The sequence below is a fragment of the Streptomyces sp. NPDC002490 genome (assembly GCF_040296045.1).
Classification (GTDB): domain Bacteria; phylum Actinomycetota; class Actinomycetes; order Streptomycetales; family Streptomycetaceae; genus Streptomyces.
Window position 1 is genome coordinate 37,067 of record NZ_JBEOWM010000009.1, and the last position, 19,860, is coordinate 56,926.

General features: G+C 74.3%; 20 protein-coding genes. 7 read left to right on the forward strand and 13 right to left on the reverse strand.

Translation table 11 applies throughout. The features are described from left to right. The first annotated feature begins 69 nt into the window (after positions 1–69). The 4 genes from ABT092_RS08025 (at position 70) to ABT092_RS08040 (ending at position 3,246) form a co-directional block, all read left to right on the forward strand. Positions 70–453, forward strand: coding sequence for a DUF742 domain-containing protein (locus ABT092_RS08025; RefSeq protein ID WP_351241284.1), 384 nt, complete (start codon positions 70–72; stop codon positions 451–453). After that, positions 434–1,063 carry a GTP-binding protein gene (locus tag ABT092_RS08030; protein ID WP_351241046.1) on the forward strand — a complete coding sequence of 210 codons (630 nt, stop codon included), beginning with the start codon at positions 434–436 and terminating at the stop codon, positions 1,061–1,063. Before ABT092_RS08025 ends, ABT092_RS08030 begins: the two co-directional genes overlap by 20 nt. A gap of 82 nt (positions 1,064–1,145) precedes the next feature. After that, positions 1,146–2,402 (forward strand): styrene monooxygenase/indole monooxygenase family protein, encoded by a 1,257-nt coding sequence (locus ABT092_RS08035; RefSeq protein ID WP_351241048.1) that lies wholly within the window; start codon positions 1,146–1,148, stop codon positions 2,400–2,402. A gap of 52 nt (positions 2,403–2,454) precedes the next feature. After that, positions 2,455–3,246 (forward strand): tyrosine-protein phosphatase, encoded by a 792-nt coding sequence (locus ABT092_RS08040; RefSeq protein WP_351241050.1) that lies wholly within the window; start codon positions 2,455–2,457, stop codon positions 3,244–3,246. On the opposite strand, the gene ABT092_RS08045 is transcribed toward ABT092_RS08040, so the two are convergent. Both ABT092_RS08045 and ABT092_RS08050 read right to left on the reverse strand, forming a co-directional pair. After that, the gene (locus ABT092_RS08045) at positions 3,210–4,379 is read right to left on the reverse strand and encodes a C40 family peptidase (protein WP_351241052.1); all 1,170 of its coding nucleotides are present in this window, start codon (positions 4,377–4,379) and stop codon (positions 3,210–3,212) included. The two genes, ABT092_RS08040 and ABT092_RS08045, sit on opposite strands and share 37 nt — an antisense overlap. 103 nt (positions 4,380–4,482) lie before the next feature. Further along, positions 4,483–4,779 (reverse strand): DUF8847 domain-containing protein, encoded by a 297-nt coding sequence (locus tag ABT092_RS08050; protein WP_351241054.1) that lies wholly within the window; start codon positions 4,777–4,779, stop codon positions 4,483–4,485. Positions 4,780–4,984: 205 nt separating this feature from the next. Here ABT092_RS08050 and ABT092_RS08055 point away from each other — a divergent pair, with 205 nt between their 5' ends. After that, complete coding sequence (locus ABT092_RS08055) at positions 4,985–5,908, forward strand: ADP-ribosylglycohydrolase family protein (RefSeq protein ID WP_351241056.1); 924 nt, start codon at positions 4,985–4,987, stop codon at positions 5,906–5,908. 104 nt (positions 5,909–6,012) lie between these two features. On the opposite strand, the gene ABT092_RS08060 is transcribed toward ABT092_RS08055, so the two are convergent. From ABT092_RS08060 to ABT092_RS08080, 5 genes are all read right to left on the reverse strand, one after another. Next, on the reverse strand, positions 6,013–7,509 hold the full coding sequence (locus tag ABT092_RS08060) for a penicillin-binding transpeptidase domain-containing protein (protein ID WP_351241286.1): 1,497 nt from the start codon (positions 7,507–7,509) through the stop codon (positions 6,013–6,015). 26 nt (positions 7,510–7,535) lie between these two features. Continuing rightward, a complete protein-coding gene (locus tag ABT092_RS08065; protein WP_351241058.1) occupies positions 7,536–8,894 on the reverse strand; it encodes an FtsW/RodA/SpoVE family cell cycle protein in 1,359 nt (452 codons plus the stop codon). 70 nt (positions 8,895–8,964) lie between these two features. Further along, positions 8,965–9,315: an SH3 domain-containing protein gene (locus ABT092_RS08070; protein WP_351241060.1), complete on the reverse strand. Its 351-nt coding sequence runs from the start codon at positions 9,313–9,315 to the stop codon at positions 8,965–8,967. Between the two features lie 97 nt (positions 9,316–9,412). Further along, the gene (locus ABT092_RS08075) at positions 9,413–10,675 is read right to left on the reverse strand and encodes an ATP-binding protein (RefSeq protein WP_351241288.1); all 1,263 of its coding nucleotides are present in this window, start codon (positions 10,673–10,675) and stop codon (positions 9,413–9,415) included. A 35-nt stretch (positions 10,676–10,710) separates the two neighbouring features. After that, complete coding sequence (locus ABT092_RS08080; RefSeq protein ID WP_351241062.1) at positions 10,711–11,457, reverse strand: hypothetical protein; 747 nt, start codon at positions 11,455–11,457, stop codon at positions 10,711–10,713. A 233-nt stretch (positions 11,458–11,690) separates the two neighbouring features. On the opposite strand from ABT092_RS08080, the gene ABT092_RS08085 reads away from it, so the two are divergent. Then, positions 11,691–12,497, forward strand: coding sequence for an NERD domain-containing protein (locus ABT092_RS08085; RefSeq protein ID WP_351241064.1), 807 nt, complete (start codon positions 11,691–11,693; stop codon positions 12,495–12,497). Positions 12,498–12,513: 16 nt separating this feature from the next. Here ABT092_RS08085 and ligD read toward each other — a convergent pair whose 3' ends face one another. Beyond that, entirely contained in the window at positions 12,514–13,398 is an 885-nt protein-coding gene (ligD, locus tag ABT092_RS08090; RefSeq protein WP_351241066.1) for a non-homologous end-joining DNA ligase, read from the reverse strand. A gap of 66 nt (positions 13,399–13,464) precedes the next feature. Here ligD and ku point away from each other — a divergent pair, with 66 nt between their 5' ends. Beyond that, positions 13,465–14,439 carry a non-homologous end joining protein Ku gene (ku, locus tag ABT092_RS08095; protein WP_351241068.1) on the forward strand — a complete coding sequence of 325 codons (975 nt, stop codon included), beginning with the start codon at positions 13,465–13,467 and terminating at the stop codon, positions 14,437–14,439. Between the two features lie 121 nt (positions 14,440–14,560). Here ku and ABT092_RS08100 read toward each other — a convergent pair whose 3' ends face one another. From ABT092_RS08100 to ABT092_RS08120, 5 genes are all read right to left on the reverse strand, one after another. Beyond that, positions 14,561–15,100, reverse strand: a complete 540-nt coding sequence (locus ABT092_RS08100) for a TetR/AcrR family transcriptional regulator (protein ID WP_351241070.1) — start codon at positions 15,098–15,100, stop codon at positions 14,561–14,563. 67 nt (positions 15,101–15,167) lie between these two features. Next, a complete protein-coding gene (locus ABT092_RS08105; RefSeq protein ID WP_351241072.1) occupies positions 15,168–15,602 on the reverse strand; it encodes an SgcJ/EcaC family oxidoreductase in 435 nt (144 codons plus the stop codon). A 161-nt stretch (positions 15,603–15,763) separates the two neighbouring features. Continuing rightward, complete coding sequence (locus ABT092_RS08110; RefSeq protein ID WP_351241074.1) at positions 15,764–16,249, reverse strand: hypothetical protein; 486 nt, start codon at positions 16,247–16,249, stop codon at positions 15,764–15,766. Continuing rightward, entirely contained in the window at positions 16,246–18,402 is a 2,157-nt protein-coding gene (locus tag ABT092_RS08115) for a SulP family inorganic anion transporter (protein WP_351241076.1), read from the reverse strand. Before ABT092_RS08115 ends, ABT092_RS08110 begins: the two co-directional genes overlap by 4 nt. 380 nt (positions 18,403–18,782) lie before the next feature. Further along, complete coding sequence (locus ABT092_RS08120) at positions 18,783–19,385, reverse strand: carbonic anhydrase (RefSeq protein ID WP_351241078.1); 603 nt, start codon at positions 19,383–19,385, stop codon at positions 18,783–18,785. Positions 19,386–19,860 lie beyond the last annotated feature (475 nt).

Consider the following 19,860-nt stretch of genomic DNA (forward strand, 5'->3'; position numbering starts at 1 on the left):
GGTCCTCCGCCCCCCGCGTCCTCCCACCCGGCGGACCCGGCCGACCCGGGTGTCGGGCCCACCGGCAAGTTGCCGGTGCGGGGCGCCGACAAGCGTCCGGCGCGGGTGCGGCCGTACTCCCTGACCGGGGGGCGCACCCGGTTCGGGCACGTCCTGCTGGTGGAGACGTTCGTCGCCGCGCTGGAGGCGCCCGAGGAACGGCGGGAACTGCCCAACGGCTCGCTGGAGACCCGGGTGATGCCCGAGATGCGGGCCATCGTCGAACTCTGCCGACGGATGCGGACGGTCGCCGAGATCGCCGCACTGCTGAAGATGCCGCTCGGCGTGGTGCGGGTGCTGCTGAGTGACCTGGCGGATCAGGGCAAGATCCGTGTATATGGAACCGGTCACGGCCCGGGACAGCCGGACCGCGCACTGCTGGAAAGGGTGTTGAGTGGACTCCGTCGCCTCTGAACCGTTGTCGTCCGCCGAGGTCGACGACGAGCCCCTCAAGGCGTGGCAGACGGACCGCACCCGGGCCCCGGTCGCCACGAAGATCGTCATTGCGGGTGGCTTCGGGGTCGGCAAGACCACCCTGGTCAAGGCCGTCTCGGAGATCGAACCCCTCCAGACGGAGGCGTTGATGACCGAGGCCAGCGCCGAGAGCGACGACCTGTCGGCGACCCCGCAGAAGACCACCACCACGGTCGCCATGGACTACGGCCGCATCACCCTCGACGACGACCTCGTCCTGTACCTGTTCGGCACGCCCGGGCAACAGCGGTTCTGGTTCATGTGGGACGACCTGGTGCGCGGCGCGATCGGCGCGGTCGTCCTCGCGGACACCCGCCGGATAGCCGACTGCTTCCCCGCGCTCGACTACTTCGAGAGCTGCGGACTGCCCTACGTGGTCGCCGTCAACCACTTCGACGGCAGCGAACGCTTCGACGAGGAGGACGTGCGCGACGCGCTCACCGTCCCCGCGCACGTCCCCATCCTGATCATGGACGCTCGACGCCGGATATCCGTCGTCGAAACGCTGTTGGCCCTGGTTCGCCAGGCCCTGGAGTACAGCCCCGCCTAAAGCCGCCGGTGTCGGAAGCGGGCAACCCCCGCTCCGTCCCCGGACGTTCCGTGGTCCAGAGGTTCAACAGGAGAACGCTCGTATGCGGAGAATACTGATAGTCGGAGCCGGTCAGTCCGGACTCCAGCTCGCCCTCGGCCTCCAGTCCCGGGGGTACGAAGTCACCCTCATGTCCAATCGCACGGCCGACGAGATCCGGTCCGGTCGGGTCATGTCCACGCAGTGCATGTTCCACACCGCGCTCCAACACGAGCGCGACCTCCAGCTCAACTTCTGGGAGTCCCAGGCCCCCCGCATCCAGGGCCTCGGCGTCTCCGTCGCCGGTCCCCCCGCGGACGGCACCGAGGACGGCCCCCGCTCCCGCGCCGTCGACTGGGTCGGCCGACTCGACGGACACGCCCAGTCCGTCGACCAGCGGATCAAGATGGCCGGCTGGATGGACACCTTCGCCCAGCGCGGCGGACAACTCGTGATCCACGGCGCCGCCGTCTCCGACCTCGACTACTTCGCCCGCACCTACGACCTCGTACTCGTGTCAGCGGGCAAGGGCGAACTGGTGTCGATGTTCGAACGGGACCCGGAGCGCTCCCCCTACGCCGAGCCCCAGCGGGCCCTGGCCGTGGCCTATGTGCACGGCCTCGGGGCGCGGCCCGAGCACCCCGACTACGACGCGGTGCGCTGCAACCTGGTGCCGGGGGTCGGCGAACTGTTCGTGATGCCCACGCTCACCCTCTCCGGGCGGGCCGACATCCTCTTCTGGGAAGGGCTGCCCGGCGGCCCCGCCGACGTCTTCCGGGGCGTCCGGGACCCCGCCGAACACCTGGCGCTCACCCTGGAGCTGATGGAGCGCTACACCCCCTGGGAGTACGCCCGGGCCACCAAGGTGGAGTTGACGGACGCCCACGCCACCCTCGCCGGCCGGTACGCGCCCACCGTGCGCCGCCCGGTCGGCACGCTGCCGGGCGGCGGCCGGGTGCTCGGCGTCGCCGACGTGGTCGTCGCCAACGACCCCATCACCGGCCAGGGTTCCAATTCCGCCGCCAAGTGCGCCGCCTCCTACCTGGCGTCGATCGTCGAGCACGGGGACGCCGAGTTCGACGAGGCGTGGATGCAGTCCGCCTTCGACCGCTACTGGCAGACCGCGCACCACGTCACCCGGTGGACCAATGCGATGCTCGCGCCGCCGCCGGACCACGTGCTGGGCCTGATCGGCGCGGGCGGCCAGCTCCAGCCGGTGGCGGACCGGATCGCCAACGGGTTCAACGACCCGGCCGACTTCGACGGCTTCTTCTTCGAGCCGGACAGGGCGGACGCCTACCTCGCCCAGGTGGCCGGCTGACCCCGCCGTCCGGCCGGTGCCGGGCCGCCGACGTCCTCGTTAGGGTCGGGGCGTGAGCAGACACGTTCCCTTCCGACGCCTGCACAACTTCCGCGACGCCGGCGGCCACCGCACCTCCGACGGCCGCACCGTGCGCCTGCGGACGCTGTGGCGGTCCGACTCGCTGGGCAAGCTGTCCGCCGACCCCCCGGGGTCGGCGGACCCGGACGGCGACTGGCAGCGGTTCCTCTCCCTGGGCGTGCGCACGGTCATCGACCTGCGGTACCCCCGGGAGGTCGAGGCCCGGGGACGGGTGCCCGCACACCCGTCCCTGACCTACCTCAACCTGAGCGTCGAGCACCGCCCCTACGACCAGGAGGCCCAGGGCCCGGAGGTCGAGATCGGCCCCTACCTCGCCGAACGGTTCCTGGAGGTCGCCGAGGACGGGGTCGGCGAACTGCGCACCCTGCTGACGACCCTGCGCACCGGCGAGGGCCCGTTCGTCGTCCACTGCGCTGCGGGCAAGGACCGCACCGGACTCGTCACCGCGCTGGTGCTCGCCCTGCTCGACGTCCCCGAGGACCGGATCGTCGACGACTTCGCCCGCACCGGGCTCGCCACCGGACGCCTCCTCGACGACTGGCGCGCCGAGCACCCCGGGCGCGAACCCCGCTGGCCCGGCTACGGTCGGGCGCCCGGCGAGGTCATGGCCCGCTTCCTCGCCGGACTCACCCGGCGGTACGGGTCGGCGCGGGGGTACGCGGAGCAGCGGCTCGGGGTGACCGAGGAGCACCGCGCGGCGCTGCGCAGCCGCTTCCTGGAACCGCTTCAGCTGGTCGCGGGGGCCGGGCCGGCAGCGCCGTAACCCGTGTCGGAGCCGTCCCGCGCCCCGGCCGGCAGCGGCGGCGGCAGGTAGGCGGTCAGCGGTGCGGCCTGAGGGTCGGGCCGCACCGCGCCCAGCACCGGGTTGGCCGTCAGCGGGGAGACCTTCACCTCCGCACCCGGCCGGGGCGCGTGCACCACCAGCCCCTCGCCCAGGTACAGCCCCACATGGGTGGCCCCGGGGAAGTACACCACGAGGTCACCGGGGCGCAGCCCGTCCAGCGGCACCCGCGACAGCCGGTCCCACTGTTCCTGACTGGTGCGCGGCAGCGTGCTGCCCGCCGCCTCCCAGGCCCGCGAGGTCAGCCCCGAGCAGTCGAAGGAGTCGGGACCCTCGGCGCCCCAGGCGTACGGCTTGCCGATCTGCGCCACCGCGTACCGCAGGGCCACCGCCCCGCCCGCCGAGGGCGTGCGCTCCGTGGCGGGCGTTCCGGGCGCTCCGCCGGTGGGCGGGGCCTGGGCGGGGGCGGAGCCGGTGGCGGCGGTCGCCTCCAGCCGGCCGAGCGCCGCGAGTTGCTCCGGGGTGAGCGAGGCCAGCAACTCCTCCACCTCATCCAGCCGTTCGCCGACCGCGTCCCGCTGCCGGGCGTGCCGGTCGGCCACCGTCTGCTGTGCGTCCAGCGCGGCCCGGGCCCGGCCGGCCAGCACCGCGGCGGACCGTTCGTCGGCGGAGAGCCGGGCGATGGCCGCCCCCCAGTACCGGGCCGCCCGGTCCCTCAGCTGCCCCTCGGTGAGCAGCCGATCGGGGTCACGGGCCGTCAGCAGCCGGAGGTAGGGGGCGAACGGGTCGCCGCCCCGGTACTGGTCCCTGGCCAGCGATCCGGCGACGGTCCGGCTCCGGTGCAGCTCGCCGCGGGCCTCGGCGAGGCGGGCCTGGAGGGTGCCGACCTCCTGCTGGTGCCGTGCCAGCTCCGCCGCGGTGGCCCGCAACCGGTCGGCGGCGTCGTCCGCCTCCCGGAAGAGCCGTTGCAGGTCGGCCAGGAGCACGGAGACCGGCCGCTCGGGGGGCTTTGGCACCGCGGCGGCGGTGACCGGGCCGAGGGACGCGGTCAGCGTCCAGGCGGCGACCGTCGCCACCGCCGCCCTGACCGCCCGCCCCGCACGCCTTGCTGACATCGCGTCACCTCCGGCCCGGGGGCGCCCCGTGCGCCCCGCAGGGGGAGCTTGCGGGCGCCCCTCGCCCCCCGCGCGCGGGACTGGGCGGAACGGAGCAGTGCGGTCACCCGGAGTCGGTACCCGGCCCCCGTCCCGGGCCGGCCGGCTTGCTCCAGGGCCACCGCGGGCCGACCGGGCCGCCGTCGGGGTCGTACTCGTACTTCCACCCCCGGTGCAGGACCAGGCGCCGGCCCCCCTGCACGGCGACCCGCCGGTAGACGAGGACCGTCGGCGGCTCGCCGTCCGCGCCCGGCACGGGCACCTGGTAGACCTTCGGGGGGTGGCCGGTCGGGCCCACCAGGACCGGGAGCACCCGGCCGTCGAGGGGGCCGCCGACGAACGGGGTGTCTTCGCTGCGCACGTCACGCAGTGTCGCATCCGCCCGGTCCGTCCCGGGCGACCGCCCGTTCCCGATCACCTCTTGTGACCGTTTGACCACTTGAGTTGCACATTTCCGATGAAGAAGGGCAAGAAACGGAAAACCGCTGACCAGGTGACGGCAAGGCTTGCGGAAAGCCGGGCAAAGGCCGGGAACCCGGGGGTGATCAACTGGCACCATGACGCGCATGAATGAAGCCGCCGCCTCCGCGGACCGCCGCGCAGCCGCCCGCGACAGCATCGACGCACTCGCCCTCGGCGACGCCTTCGGCGAGCGGTGGTCCCCGCTGCTGCGCGAGCGCCCGCAGGCCGTCGAGGAGATCCGCGGCCGTCGGATGCCGCGCGAGAAGGAATGGCCCTGGACCGACGACACCGCCATGGCCCTGGCGGTGCTGCGGGTCCTCGACGCACACGACGGGATCGACCCGGTGGCCCTGGCCACCGCCTTCGGCAGCGCCTACGCGGCCGATCCCGACCGCGGCTACGGCGCCGGGATGCGGGAACTGCTGCCCCGCTACGTCGAGCACCCCGGGACCTGGCGCGAAGCGGCCGCCGCCCTCTTCGACGGCCGGGGCAGCCTCGGCAACGGGGCGGCGATGCGGGTGGCACCGCTCGGCGCCTGGTTCGGCGAGGACCTCGACCGCGTCGTCGTCGAGGCCGAGCGGTCGGCCCTGGTCACCCACGCCCACCCCGAGGGCGTCGCGGGCGCCGTCGCCGTCGCGGTGGCCGCCGCCCTCGCCTCCCGGGCCCGACTGACCGTCGCCGCGGTCGCCGAGCGCACCCCGCCCGGCGCGGTCCGCGACGGGCTGCTCGCCGCCGACCGCCTGCCGTTCGCCACCGAACCCCGGCGGGCCGCCGAGGAACTCGGCAGCGGGGTCCTGGTCCGCGCCGACGACACGGTGCCGTTCGCCGTGTGGACCGCCGCCCGCCACCCCGACGACCTGGTCGCCGCCCTGTGGGCCACCGCCGAGGGCCTCGGCGACTCCGACACCACCTGTGCGATCACCGCGGGCGTCGTGGGCGCCCGCACCGGCACCGTCAGCGTCTCCGAGGCGTGGCGCAAACGGCGCGAGGCGCTCCCGGAGTGGGTCGGCGTGCCCACCGCGCCCTGATCCGGCGGGCACCTCACCCGTTCGGCTGAACGCCGTCGGACTCCGCTGGGTACGCCAGCCGCAGGGGGAGACGACCACGGTCCCGTTCCCGGTGCACGTCGACCTCACCGCGCTCCACCCCCGCCCTCCCGGGAGCGCCCGACCTCGGACGCCAGGGCCGCCGCCATCACGGCCCGGGCGATCGGGGCCGCGTCGCCGCCGCCGCTGATCTCCCCGCGGACCGCCGAGGCGTCCTCCACCACCACCGCGACCGCCACCGCCGGCCGCGGGCTGTCCTCGCCCTGCGCCCAGGAGACGAACCAGGCGTAGGGCACGCCCGCGTTGCCCACCCCGTGCTGGGCGGTGCCCGTCTTGCCGCCGACCGTCGCGCCCGGGATCGCGGCCCGCGCCCCGGTGCCCCCGGTGACCACCCCCTCCATCAGCTCCCGCAGCTGTGCGGCGGTGCGCGGGTCCATCGCCTGCCGGGCCGGGCGGGGCGGGGCCGTGCGGACGGTGCTGCCGTCCGCGGTGGTGGTGCGCTCCACCAGGTACGGGGTGCGGACCGTGCCGCCGTTCGCCACCGCCGCCGCCACCACCGCCATCTGGAGCGGGGTCGCCCGGGTGTCGAACTGGCCCACCGAGGAGAGCGCCAACTGGGCGGTGTCCATGTGCCGGTCGAAGGTGCTGGGCGCCACCGCGAACGGAATGCGCACCGCCGGCTCGTTGAAGCCGAAGTCCCGGGCCGCACCGACCATCCCGGCCAGTCCCACCCGGGCCCCGAGCCCCGCCAGGACCGTGTTGCACGACCAGGTGAACGCGTACCGCAGGGAGGCGCCCGCGCAGCCGTCCACCGCGTTGGTCAGCTCCTTCGTGGTGCCCGGCAGCCGGTACGGGTCGGGGACCGAGGTCGGCTCGTCCAGGTCCCGGACCACCCCCGACTCCAGCGCCGCCGCGGCGGTGACCACCTTGAAGGTGGAGCCCGGCGGATAGGTCTGCCGGACCGCCCGGTTGAGCATCGGCTGGTCCGGGTCGGCGTTCAGCTCGCGCCAGGCCCGGTCGACCGCCGGACCGTTGCCGGACAGCACTCCCGGGTCGTAGGAGGGCGAGGAGACCAGGGCCAGCACCCGGCCGCTGTCCGGCTCCACCGCGGCCACCGCTCCCTTGCGGCCGGCCAGCGCCCCGTACGCGGCCCGCTGCGCCGCGCCGTCCACGGTGGTGACGACCCGTCCGCCGGGGCTGCGCGAGCGGGTCAGCTCCGGCCAGAAGGGCAGCGGGGCGAGCAGCGGATCGGTGCCGGCGAGGGTGCGGTCCTCCGCGTGCTCCAGGAAGGTCGTCCCGTACGTCTGGGAGGAGAAGCCGGTCACCGGGGCGTAGAGCGGGCCGTTGCGGTAGGTGCGTTCGTGGCGCAGGTGCTCGTGGGTGTCCTTCGAGCCGGTGACGGGTTCGCCGTCCACCAGGATCGCGCCGCGCGGCTGGGCGTAGCGCTCGATGGCGCCGCGACGGTTGGCCGGGTCCTCGTCCAGCGCGCCGGCCGCGACGAGCTGCACCCGGACCGCGTTGACCAGCAGCGCGGCGAGCAGCAGCAGGCACACCGCGCCGGCGTGCCGGGCGCAGCGCCGCAGGGTGCGCGGGGGGCGGCCGGGCGCGGTCACGGCGCCGGCTCCGCGGGGACCGGGCGGCGGGCGGAGTCGCTCAGCCGGATCAGCAGGGCCACGATGATCCAGTTGGTGACCACGGAGGAACCGCCCTGGGCGAGGAAGGGCATCACCATGCCGGTGAGCGGGATCAGCCCGGTGACGCCGCCGGCGATCACGAAGGACTGGAGGGCGAGGATGGTGGAGAGCCCCACCGCGAGCAGCAGCCCGAAGGGGTCCCGCAGGGCGAGGCCGGTGCGGAAGCCGCGCTCCACCACCAGGGCGTACAGCAGGATCAGCGCGGACAGTCCCGCGAACCCCAACTCCTCGCCGGCGGTCGCCAGGATGAAGTCCGACTTGGCGGCGAAGCCGATGAGGACGGAGTCGCCGAGGCCGAGCCCGGTGCCGGTCAGCCCGCCGGCGGCGAACGCGAAGAGCGACTGGGCGAGTTGACCCGGCCCTTCGCCGGCCTCGATGGAGGCGAAGGGGTGCAACCAGTCCTGGACGCGGGTGTGCACGTGCGGTTCCAGCCAGCCCACCGCCACCGCGCCGACCGCGGCGAGCAGCAGGCCCACCGCGATCCAGCCGGTGCGGCCGGTCGCCACGTACAGCAGGGTGACGAAGAGGAAGAAGAACAGCAGGGAGGTGCCCAGGTCCCGTTCGAGGACCAGGACGAGCACGCTGAGCGCCCAGACGGTGACGATGGGCCCCAGCACCCGGCCGGTGGGGAGCGGCAGCCGCCACGCCCGCCGTCCGGTGTACGCGAGGGCGTGCCGGTGGGCGGCGAGGTAGCCGGCGAAGAACAGCGCCAGCAGCACCTTGGCGAATTCGCCGGGCTGGAAGGAGAGTCCGCCGACCCGGATCCAGATGCGGGCGCCGTTCACGGCGGGGAAGAAGATCGGGACGATCATGAGGAGGAGCGCCGCGGCCATGCTGAGGTACGCGTAGCGCTGGAGCACCCGGTGGTCGCGCAGGGCGAGGACGACCACCGCGAACAGGGTGACGCCCAGCGCCGACCAGACGAGCTGGGCGGGGGCCGCGCGGTCGCCGGGGGTCTCCAGGTCCAGGCGGTGGATGAGGACCAGCCCGACGCCGTTGAGGAGGACCGCGATCGGCAGCAGCAGCGGATCGGCGTGGCGGGCGCGCCACCGGACCGCCAGGTGCGCCAGCAGGGCGAGGGCGCCGAGCCCGACGCCGTGGCCGAGGACGCCCGCGGGGACGGTGCCGGTCCGGCCGAGCCCGGCGGCGCAGTGGCCGAGGACCGGCAGCAGGACCGCCGGGACCAGCAGGGCGAGTTCGGTGCCGCGCCCCCGCGGACGGACGACTGCGGGGGCCGCACCGGTCGGCGGGGCCTCGGCGGTCGTTCCGGTCATGCGGGGAACGTAGCAAGCCGTACGGTTGATGTCCCGTTATGTCGGCACTTGCGGGACGGTCGGCGGGGCGTCAGCAGAAGTGCGGCGCGGGGCCGATGTTGTCGATGTAGTGGGCCGCGCCCCAGGCCCAGGTGCCGTCGGTCAGCAGGTACCAGAGGCTGTTGCCCTCGACGTGCTCCCCGCGGGTCTTGCAGTAGATGTGGACGACCGCCCCGTACGGCTCCTTGCGCAGGACGCGGCTGCCGCGGGTGGGGGAGTCGCGCAGCAGCAGCCCGCCGTGGGCGACGACCCGGCCCTGGTAGGAGTGGTGCCGGCCGTCGTCACCGGTGGGGGCGGTCGGGGCGGCGGCGGCCACGGGGGCCGACACGGCGAGGGCCAGGGCGGTCGCGGCGGTGGCTATGGCGGCGGAGCGCAGCTTCACGGGAACTCCCGGAGTGGGGGGCGGCGGTCGGTTCCACCCTAGGAAGACGGGGTGCGGGCCGCGCGCTGCGTTCCGCCATCGGGTGGGCGCGGCCGGGTCAGTCGGTCCGGGGCGCCGGCAGGGTCAGCCGCGCCACCGCGCCCCGCTCGGCCGGGGCCGGCCCGTCGAGGTTGGCGAACGTCAACCGGGCGCCCAGCGCAGTGGCCTGACCGAGGGCGATCGTCAGGCCCAGGCCGTGGCCCTTGGTGCCGCCCTCGGTGCGGAAGCGCTGGGGCCCGTGCTGCACCAGGTAGGCGGGGAACCCGTCGCCGTGGTCCCGGACGGTGACCTCCGGGCCGTCGACGCTGACCGTCACCGGGGTCCGGCCGTGGGTGAGCGCGTTGGCCACCAGATTGCCCAACACCCGCTCCAGTCGGCGACGGTCGGTCTCCACGCAGGAGTCCCGCACCACCCGCACCTCCACCTCGGCCCCGGCGCTGCGGGCGACCCGTTCGGCCAGCGGGCCCAACCGGTGTGCGGCCAGGTCGGGGCGCTCGCCGCCGGCGTCCAGGCGGGAGATCTCCAACAGGTCCTCGGTGAGCGTCCGCAGCGCGGCCACCCGGTTGCGCACCAGTTCGGTGGGGCGCCCGGGCGGCAGCAGTTCCGCCGCCGCGTGCAGCCCGGTGAGCGGGGTGCGCAGCTCGTGCGCCACGTCGGCGGTGAACCGCCGCTCGCTCTCCAGCCTGCTCTGGAGCGAGGCCGCCATGGAGTCCAGCGCGGCGGCGACCGCGGCCACCTCGTCCTGGGCCCGCGCCGGGTCCCCGGTCCGCGGGTCGTCGACCCGGGCGTCGAGGTCGCCGGCGGTGATCCGGCGCGCCACCCGGGCCGTCGCGTGCAGCCGCCGGGTCACCCGGGTCACCGCGAACGCCCCGACCAGCAGGGTCGCCCCGATCGCCAGCGCCGAGGAGCCGAGGATGGCCCGGTCGAGCCCGGCGATGGTGCGCACCCCCTGCGAGTAGTCGACGGCCACCGCGATCACCCGGTCGCCGTCCGCCGGGCCGGCCGCCCACATGGTGGGGCGCGGCGAGCGGTCGCCGACCATGGTGCCGCGCTCGCCGGCCAGGGCCAGCCGGCGCAGCGAGCCCGGCAGCTCCGGGGGGTCCAGCGATGCTCCGGGGCCCAGCAGTTCGCCGCCCTCGAAGGCCCGGGTCGCGTCCGTCAGCCGGATCAGCGCGCGCTCCCGGGCCTGGTCCACCGTCTGGTGGGTCACCGACGCGTGCACCAGTACGCCCAGCAGCGCGGCCAGCGCACAGCACATCACGGTGATGAACACCGCCGCCTTCCACGGCAGCGACGCCGTCCACGAGCGCAGCCGCCGCAGCGCGCCCCGCCGGCGGGCGTCGCCGGGCGCCGCGGTCACGGGGCGACCCCCGAGGGCGAGGCGCCGGGCCGGGGCCGGGAGCCGGGGGACCGGGCGGTGCCGTCGACCCGGAGGAACTCGTCCTTCGTCGGCAGCATCGCCTGCTGGTGGCGGTCCCAGGACCACACGGTCCGGTACTCGTAGCCGGGGATGCCGGAGACGGCCCGGATCACCAGGTCCCGGCCGGCGACCTGCACCCCGGTCACCGCGTCGGAGGTCTCCATGACCTGGGTCAGCCCCCCGGCGGCCTCGCTGAACACCCGCACCGCCAACTGTCCGTCCGGCAGGCGGATGCCCACGATCAGCTCGGCCCGTCCGTCGCCGGTCAGGTCCCGGTGCTGCGGGGCGAGGACCGGGCAGTCGGGGGTGCCGACGCTCTTGCGGTCGCAGCGTTCGATCCGTTCGACGGTCTTCTCGTCCAGACCCGTCGGGCCGGCGAAGGTGTCCGGGTGCTCGGCCGCCTGGGCCCTCAGCACGGTCAGCGGATCGAGGCGGCGCAGGTCCCCGCCGGGGGCGACGAGCCCCGAGACGGCTTCGGTGGCGGCCTCGCCGTAGTCGAACGCGGGGGCGGAGGCCGGGGGGAGATCCGGCCACAGCCGGGCCGGAGCCACGGCGGTCGGCGTGGCCCCGGCGCTCTCCAACTCACCGGGGTCGCCGCAGCCGCCCAGCAGCAGCAGTGCGGACAGGCCCAGGACCCCGCCGAGACGGACCGCACGAGGTCGGCGGGGTCTGCGGTGGGACACGAGGCACTCCTGCACGGGCGGGCGGGACGAGGATCGTTCAGCCCGCCACGGTACGGGAACGGGCCGGCAACCCCCTAAGCGAGGACCACCCGGTCCGCCCACGCGCCCGGGGGCGCCACCCACCCGCACGGGCGGACCGGACCCTCGGGCCTGGCCGGTTCCCCACCCCGCCGAGCGGGTCGCCTTGCGGCCCGCGAACCCCGCCTGGTCCCATGGGCAGCGGGGGTGGTGCCATGAGCGACCTGCGGGTCGTGCCGGTGCGTGAGCACGGCCGGGACCTCCTCCACGTCACCCTCCGCTCGGGGCGCACCCTCGCCTGGTACGACCACGAACAGGCCCGGGTGACCGTGCTCAGCACCGGGGACGCGGACGCCGTGCTGGCCGCCCTCGCCCCGTACCTGAGCGGCCGGGTCACCGTCGGCCCGCCCGTGGTGCCGGGCGCCGCGGACCTCGCCCGGCTGGCCCTGCACCCCGACGACGACCTCGCCCCCAACCGTCCCGGCGAGGCCCTGAGGATCGACCTGGAGCGGGTCCCCGCCTCCCGGCACCGCTTCCGGGGCCGGGACGGCCGGCCGGAGGCGCTCGCCGCAGAAGAGGCCACGGGCGCCGCGCTGGAGGCACTGGAACCCGGCGGGTGGCGCGTCCTGCACTCCGTCCCGCTGCCGGGCACGGACCGGCTGGCGCACCTGACGATCGGGCCGGCCGGAAGCTTCGCGGTCTCGGTCCTCGCCGGACGGGGGCGCCGGGTCCGGATCGCCGACCCGCAGGTGACGGTCGGGCGGTCCGCGCCCGTTCCGCTGCTGCGGACCGCCCGCTCCCTCGCCGAACGCGCCTCCCACGCGTTGACCGCACCCGTCGCCCCGGTGCTGGTGGTGGTCGGCGCCGGCGCCCTCACCCCCGGCGCGGCCCCGCGGGACCTCCGCGTCCTCACGGCAACCGGACTGGCCGCGCTGGGGCGCACGGGCGGGGTACTGAAACCGGCCGAGGTGGAGACCCTGTACGCAACGGCGCGCGACCGGGGCACCTGGCGCCGGCTCTGAGCGCCGGCACCGCCCCTCAGCGGGGCAACCGCGCCGCCCGCCCCGGGTCGTACAACGGCGCGAGCAGGTCCCCGTGGTGCGCCAACCGCCCCGCGAGGTCCTCGGCCCGCACCACCAGTTCCCCGGGGTCCCGGCACGCCTCCGCCTCCGCCCAGGTCAGCGGCGCCGACACGGTGGGTTCCGGTCCGGCGCGCAGCGTGTACGGGGCCGCGGTCGTCTTCGCGGCGGCGTTCTGACTGAAGTCGACGAAGACCTTGCCGGGACGAAGGTTCCGGGCCATCCGGTGCGTGACCAGCCCGGACAGCTCCCGCTCGGCGGCCACGGCCAACCGCTTGGCGTACGCGCTGACCTCGGCGGACGGCGTCGGCTCCAGACCGACGAGGAGGTGCAGGCCCTTGGCCCCCGAGGTCTTCACGTACGCGTCGAGCCCATCCGCGGCGAGCCGTTCCCGCAGCCACAGGGCCACCTCGCAGCACTCCACGACGGTCGCCGGCGGCCCCGGGTCGAGATCGAGGACCAGCCGGTCGGCCCGCGCGTACGCCCCGTCCCGCCACTGCGGGGTGTGGAACTCCGTCACCAGGTTGGCCGCCCACATCAGCGACGGCAGGTCCTGGACCACCACCTGACGCTGGCCGCCGCTCGAATGGGGGACCTCGGCGGTGCGCACCCAGGCCGGGGTGCCCGGCGGCACGTTCTTGGTGAAGAACCGCTGCCCCGTCGCCCCGTCCGGGTACCGCAGGAACGACACCGGACGGTCCCTGAGCTGGGCCAGCACCGGTTCCGCGGTGATCGCGTAGTAGTGCAGGAGCTGCCCCTTGGTGAATCCGCCCGCCGGGTACAGCACCTTGTCGAGGTTGCTGAGCGCGAGGCGCCGCCCCTCCACCTCGGTCATCGGCGTCATACCATGAGACTGCCACGGAATGGTGCATTTCGGTCAGGTGGTTCCGGCTCCCGGAAGGCGGCGGACGTGCGCTCGATCTGGAACGGCTCCCTCGCCTTCGGCCTGGTCAACATCCCCGTGAAGCTGATGAGCGCCACCGAGAGCCATGCGGTCTCCTTCCGTCAGATCCACACCGAGGACGGCGGCCGGGTCCGCTACCGCAAGGTCTGCGAGCTGGAGGACGAGGAGGTCGCCGCCGCCGACACGGTCCGCGGCTACGAGATGCCCGACGGCACGGTCGTCGCCGTCACCGACGAGGACCTCGCCGCCCTGCCGCTGCGCACCACCAAGACCATCGAGGTGGTCGCGGTACTGCCGACCGACCGGATCGACCCCCTCCAGATGGACACCCCGTACTACCTCTCCGCCCACGGCCCCGACGCCGCCAAGCCGTACCTCCTGTTGCGCGAGGCCCTGCGGCGCACCGACACCGTCGCCCTGACCAAGTTCGCCCTGCGGGGCCGCGAACGCCTGGCGATGCTGCGGACGGTCGACGAGGTCCTGTGCCTGCACTCGCTGCTCTGGCCCGACGAGATCCGCGCCACCGACCACATCGCCCCCGAGGGCCGGGTCACCGTGAAGGACGCCGAACTCGACCTCGCCGACGCCCTGATGGACACCCTGGGCGAGGTCGACCCGGACACGATGCACGACGAGTACCGCGCCGCGCTCGACGAACTCATCACCGCCAAGCTCGCCGGCGAACTCCCCGCCCCCGGCCGCCCCGAGGAACCCGCCGGCGCCGACGTCATCGACCTCGCCGCCATCCTGGAGCAGTCGGTGGCCGCGGCCAGGAAGAAGTCCCGGAGCGCCACGGGGAAGGGGGCGGCGGAGAGCGCCGCGGAGCCGCCCGCGAAGAAGGCGGCGAAGAGGGCGGTCAAGGGGACCGCCAAGAAGACGGCCGGGAGGACCGCCACCGGGGCCACGGCGAAGGGGACGACCAAGAAGGCCGCGAAGAAGACGCCGAAGAAGACCGCCGCGCCCCGCAGGCGCAGCGCGTAGGGTCTTCCGGTGCCGGTCGGCTCTCGCCCCGCAACGTGCTGGACCTGCCTGGTGTCCTGGTGCCCGCCGCATCGCCGCGCCGCTGCCGTGCGGCGATGCGGCCCGAGTCGGCGGACGGCCGTCAGCCCAGCAGGACCGCGGCGACGGACCGTGCCCGGCGGGCGGGGCCGGGGCCCCGTTCACGGAGGGCGGTGACGATCGCCCCGTCGACCAACAGCATGAACTGCGCGGCGAGTTCGGCGGGCCGGGGGCTGCCGGCCGAGGCGAGCAGTCCGGTGAGGTAGCGGACCACCTCGTCCTTGTGCGCGGCGGCCACCCGGTGCGCGGCGCTCTCGGGGTCGGCGCTCTCGATGATCGTGTTGATCGCCGTGCAGCCCCGGAAGTCGTCCTGGTCGAAGCGGTCGGCCAGGGCGTCGAAGACGGCGAGCGGATGTCCCCCGCGGGCGGCGACGTCCTGGGCGAGCCAGTCGAGGAACCGGGTGCCGTACGCCCGGAGCACGGCGAGCACCAGGTCGTCCTTGCCCGCGAAGTGCCGGTAGAACGAGGCCCGTCCCACCCCGGAGGTGGTCACCAACCGCTCCACTCCGACCGCGCGGATGCCTTCGGCGTAGAAGAGTTCCTCGGCGGCGGCGAGGAGGCGGGCCCGTGCTTGCGTCGGCATGTCCCGACTCTAGCCCCGCCCGGGGGCCCGGGGGTGCCGCTCGGCCGGACCCCGCTCCGCGGTGGGGTCAGCCGGTGGGGGCGGTGAAGTCGTCGAGTCCGTTCTCCCGGGTGTTGTGCGCCGCGCGGATCAGCCAGCGCCCGTCCGGGTGGCGCACCATGACCAGGGTGATGAGACCCCTGCGGTCCTCGGCGGCCTCGGCGCCGGGGAGTTGGTGGTCGGGCCAGCTCCAGGAGGTGTGCACCAGGGCGACGTCCGGAGCGAGGCCCCGGACGCGGAGGACCTCCTGGGCGTAGCTCCGCTTCTGGGCGAGGACCGGGGCGGGGACGTCCCGGTGGCCCACCACGTTCTCGCGCCGCGAGGTCCACCAGATCCCGCGGTGGGTGATGAAGTCGCAGTCCTCGGTGAAGAGTTCTCCCCAGGCGTCCATCTCGTGGCGCCGCCACAGCTCGGTGTGGGCGGCCAGGGCCCGCCTGATCCGCTGCTCGTCTTCCTCGTCCATGACGGCAGCCTGCGCCCTCAACCCCGCTTGAGGTCAAGTCGGCCGGGGCCGGCCGCGAAGGGGCGCCGGAGCCCCCATGGGCCAAGGGGGCTCCGGCGCGGGCCGGTCGGTCGGCGGTGTCCGACCGGCGGGAGGATGGTTCAGGTGAGCGGGTGGACCGCTCAGGCCCTTCGGGCCGCCGAGGCAGCGGCTTCCGCCGCGGCCCTGCGGGCCTCCAGTCGGGCGACGGCCCCGTCCCGGTCCCGCTGCGGCAGCGGCACCTGGTCGTGGCCCTCACCCGGCGGGGTGGCCGCCGGACCGGTGGCGGCCGGTCCGGCGGCAGTCGGGGCGGGGCTCCCAGCCGGGGAGCGCCCGGCAGCAGACCCCGGGGGGCGGGGGTGGCCCGAGCGGGCCTGCCGGTGCTGGTCCGCATCGGCGGGATGGGCGTGCGCCGAGGGGGTGGTGGAGCGGGCGTACGCGTGGGAGTGGTCCGGACGTCGGGCGGGGGACGGGATGCCGTTCAGGGGGGCGGCTCCGCTGCCGACCTCCTTGGGCTGCGAGCGCAGCTCGGGGCAGGTCTCGTCCTCGCAGGCCGTCAGGAACGTGTGCAGCGAGCGCAGGAGCTGGAACAGGCCGTCTTCTTCGTCGGCCGTCAGCCTGATCTTCATCGTCGACTTCCCTCCCCATAGGACTGGCTGGCCCATTCATCCCCGTGGCCCCAGGTGTCGTGCGGGGCGGTGGGGTCGTACACCGGCTGCTGGCCGGTCGAGTCGTGCATCGGGTACGGCTGGGGCTGACCGACGGCCTGCTGCGGCTGGTGGGTCGGGTAGCCGTACGGGGGCGTCGGGTACGGGTGCTGCGCCGGGTAGTGGTGGTGATGGTGGACCTGACCCGGGTTGCCGGCGTAGCCGGGCGTGCTGTGGCCGGGGTGCGTGTGGCCGGGGTGGTACTGGCCCGGGTGGGTGTGGTGCACGTGCTGGGTCGCGTGCTGCGGGTGCGGCCGGGCGTGCGAGCCGGTGTGGTGCTCGGCCTGGGCGTGGACCGGACCCATCTGCTGGTACGCGACCTCCTGGTACGGCCGGGCGTGCTCGTGGGTCGGGGGCAGGGTGTCCGTGAAGTCCGAGGCGGACGGGGCCTGGTGGGCGAAGGCGTTCTCGGCCGCGCCGGAGCCGGGCAGTTCCGCGGTGGTCTCGACCGGCGTCGGTCCGTCGACGCCCGTCGGCTCCGTCTCGTCGACGTCGCCGGGCCGGACCTTCGCATCGGGCAGTCGGATGTCGACGTGGAGCGCGCCGGCCTTCTTGCGCTGCTCGCCCCACTCCTCGATCTGGCTGCGGCAGGCGAGGTCGAGGTGGGACAGCTTGCTGGCGTCGACGTGGACCCGCGGCTTGTCGGAGATGGCCTCCAGCGCCTGGATCAGTCGGGGCAGCCGCAGGAAGGTCGCGTTGCCGCGCAGTTCCAGCCGGCCGGTGTCGCCCTTGACGGTCTCCTTGATGCTCATGTGCGACATCCGCAGCGCCAGCAGGACCACGGCGACCGCGAGGCCGGCGAGCACGCCTTCCAGCAGGTTGGCGAAGAAGATGGCCAGCGTCGTGATGATCATGACGATGCCCTCGCCGCGGTCCGTCTTCCACATCTTGACGAACGCCGGCGGGTTGAAGAGCTTCCAGCCCGCGTGCAGCAGCACGCCGGCCAGCACCGCGATGGGGATCAGGCCCAGCAGGCCCGGCAGCAGCAGACCGAAGCCCAGCAGCCAGGCCCCGTGCAGGATGCGGGACAGCTTGGTCTTGGCACCCGCGTTGAGGTTGGCGGCACTGCGCACGATCACCGCGGTCAGCGGCATGGCGCCGACCAGGCCGGAGGCCGCGTTGCCGACGCCCTGGGCGAAGAGCTCCTTGTTGTACTGGGTCCGCGGACCGGTGTGCATGCGGTCCACGGCCGCCGCGCTGAACAGCGACTCCGCCGAAGCGATCACCGTGAAGGTGATGACCATGATGATGACGTCGGGGGCCAGCAGGTGGGTCATCGCGGCCGGGGTGGTGAAGGAGATCGCGTCCAGCATGTTGCCGAACTCGACCTTCTTGACGTCGAATCCGGGCATCGCGCCCACGACGCAGCCCAGGATCACCGCGATCAGCGGGGCCGGAACCTTGTTGAGCGGCGCGGGGACCTTGTACCAGACGAAGCAGAGCAGCACCGCCATCAGACCCAGTGCCAGTGCCGCGACCTTCTGCGGGTTGCCCGCGACGGCCGTCACCAGGTCGCCGAGGCCGCCCACGTTGGCCAGCGGCGTGCCGAGCTGCTTGGAGTCCACCAGGGCGTAGATCTGGCTGAGGATCAGGGGCAGGCCGATGCCGGCCAGCATGCCCTGGACCACCGAGATCGAGATGGACTGGAAGAGCCCGCCCGCCTTGAGCACGCCCAGCACCATCTGGATGAGACCGCTCATCAGCACGACCGGGCCGAGGAGTTCGACGCCGTGCTTGGTGGTGAACTCCAGGACCAGGACGGCCAGGCCCGCCGCCGGTCCGGAGACCTGGAGCGAACTGCCGGGCAGGAAGCCCACGATCAGACCACCGATGATGCCGGTGATGATGCCGAGGGCGGGAGCGACGCCCGAGGCCGCCGCGACGCCGATGCAGAGGGGGAGCGCCACCAGGAAGACCACGATCGACGCCATGAAGTCGGTGCCGATCGCCTCCTTCATGGACGGCTCGGCGTTCGCCTTCTTGGGTCCGCCACCGCCACTCGGGGAGGAGTCGGAGCCGGAGCCCCGCCGTGCGTGGCGGCCCGTACTTCCTTCTCTGGTTCTGTCAGTTGACACCGCGATCGTTCCTTTCGCCGCAGCCGTCCGCCGGGCGGTCGCGCCGTGGGGGAGCGCGGACCGGTGGGGGCGGGTGCGTCAGTGGGGGGTTGGGGTTGAGGGAACGGAACCCTGGGGGGCGGGTCCGGGGACCGGCTCGGTGCCGGTGCACAGGGGTGGCGTGCGGGGGGGGGGGGTTCCGGTACGGGACGGCACGTGCGCCGCACGCAAGTGCTGTCCGGGCCGTCCGTACGGGTGCTGGTCCGTCCCGTACCGGTGCGGGACGCCGCGTCAGCGCCCCGCCGGAGCCGGGCCGCCGTCCGCGCCCGCACGGACGGGCGGGGGCCTGAGCCCTGGCCCCTCGTCCGTCCGCGGGGCCCCGGACCGGCCCGGTTCCGCGCTCAGTGACAGTGGAACGTGCCGTCGTTCTCGTCGAGTTCGTGGATCTCGCAGGTGTCCACGCGGTAGAACCAGCCGTGCAGCCGCAGCCGTCCGTCCGCGATCGCCGCGTGCACCTCGGGGTAGCCGCGGAGCGTCTCCAACTGGGAGACGACGTGCTTCTGGACGTGGGACGAGAGGGTCGGGTCCTCGGGCGGGGTGCCCAGCATCGGGGCCAGCCCGGGACGGGCGAAGGAGACCCACTCCGCCACGCTCGGCAGCGCGGTGAGGTCCTGCTCCTTGGCGACCGCGGCGATGGCGCCGCAGTGCGAGTGCCCGCAGACGATGATGTCCTGCACCCGGAGCACGTCCACCGCGTACTGGAGGGTGGCCGCCTCGCCGGACTGCCGTCCGGGACGGTAGGGGGGGATGATGTTGCCCGCGTTGCGCAGCTCGAAGACCTCGCCCGGGGCGGAGCCCATGATGAGCGAGGGGACGATGCGCGAGTCGGAGCAGGTGATGAAGAGTGTGCCCGGGCTCTGACCGGCGGCGAACTGTCGGTAGGTCTCGCTCTCGGGGGCCACGCGCTGCTGGAAAGTGCGGGCGTTGTCGAGGAGTTTCTTCATGGCACGCTCCTGGCTGAACCAGCAGACCAGAGGCCGAAGGGCCGGGACTGCTGCGGGAGTTGGGACATCCGGGGGTAGATGTCTTGGCCCGGAAGCATGCGGGTAGGGGATGAGTCAGCCGTGAGATCGAGGTGAGAGACCTCTCACCCGTTTGATAACGATGTCAGAGCGCGGCCACGCCCATCTGAGCTGGTGCGGACATCCCCTGTCCGACCCTGGGCAATCCTGTCGGATTGATGACGTCGTGCCTGGTGGTCCCTGGGGTGAGGGGTGGGGACGGTGGGTCGGAACCATGGGTTCCGGTGCCGTGGGCGGAGCCGGGGGGAGCGGGCCGGCCGGGCGGCCGGGAACGCGGATGAGGGCGGTCGGAACGAGGGGGAACCGCCGGACGAGGGGTGCCGGACGCCCGGGCCGGGGCCCCCAGCCGGTGGTGACCGGTGGGGGCCGCTCCGGTTGGCCGTGCGCGCGGAGGGAC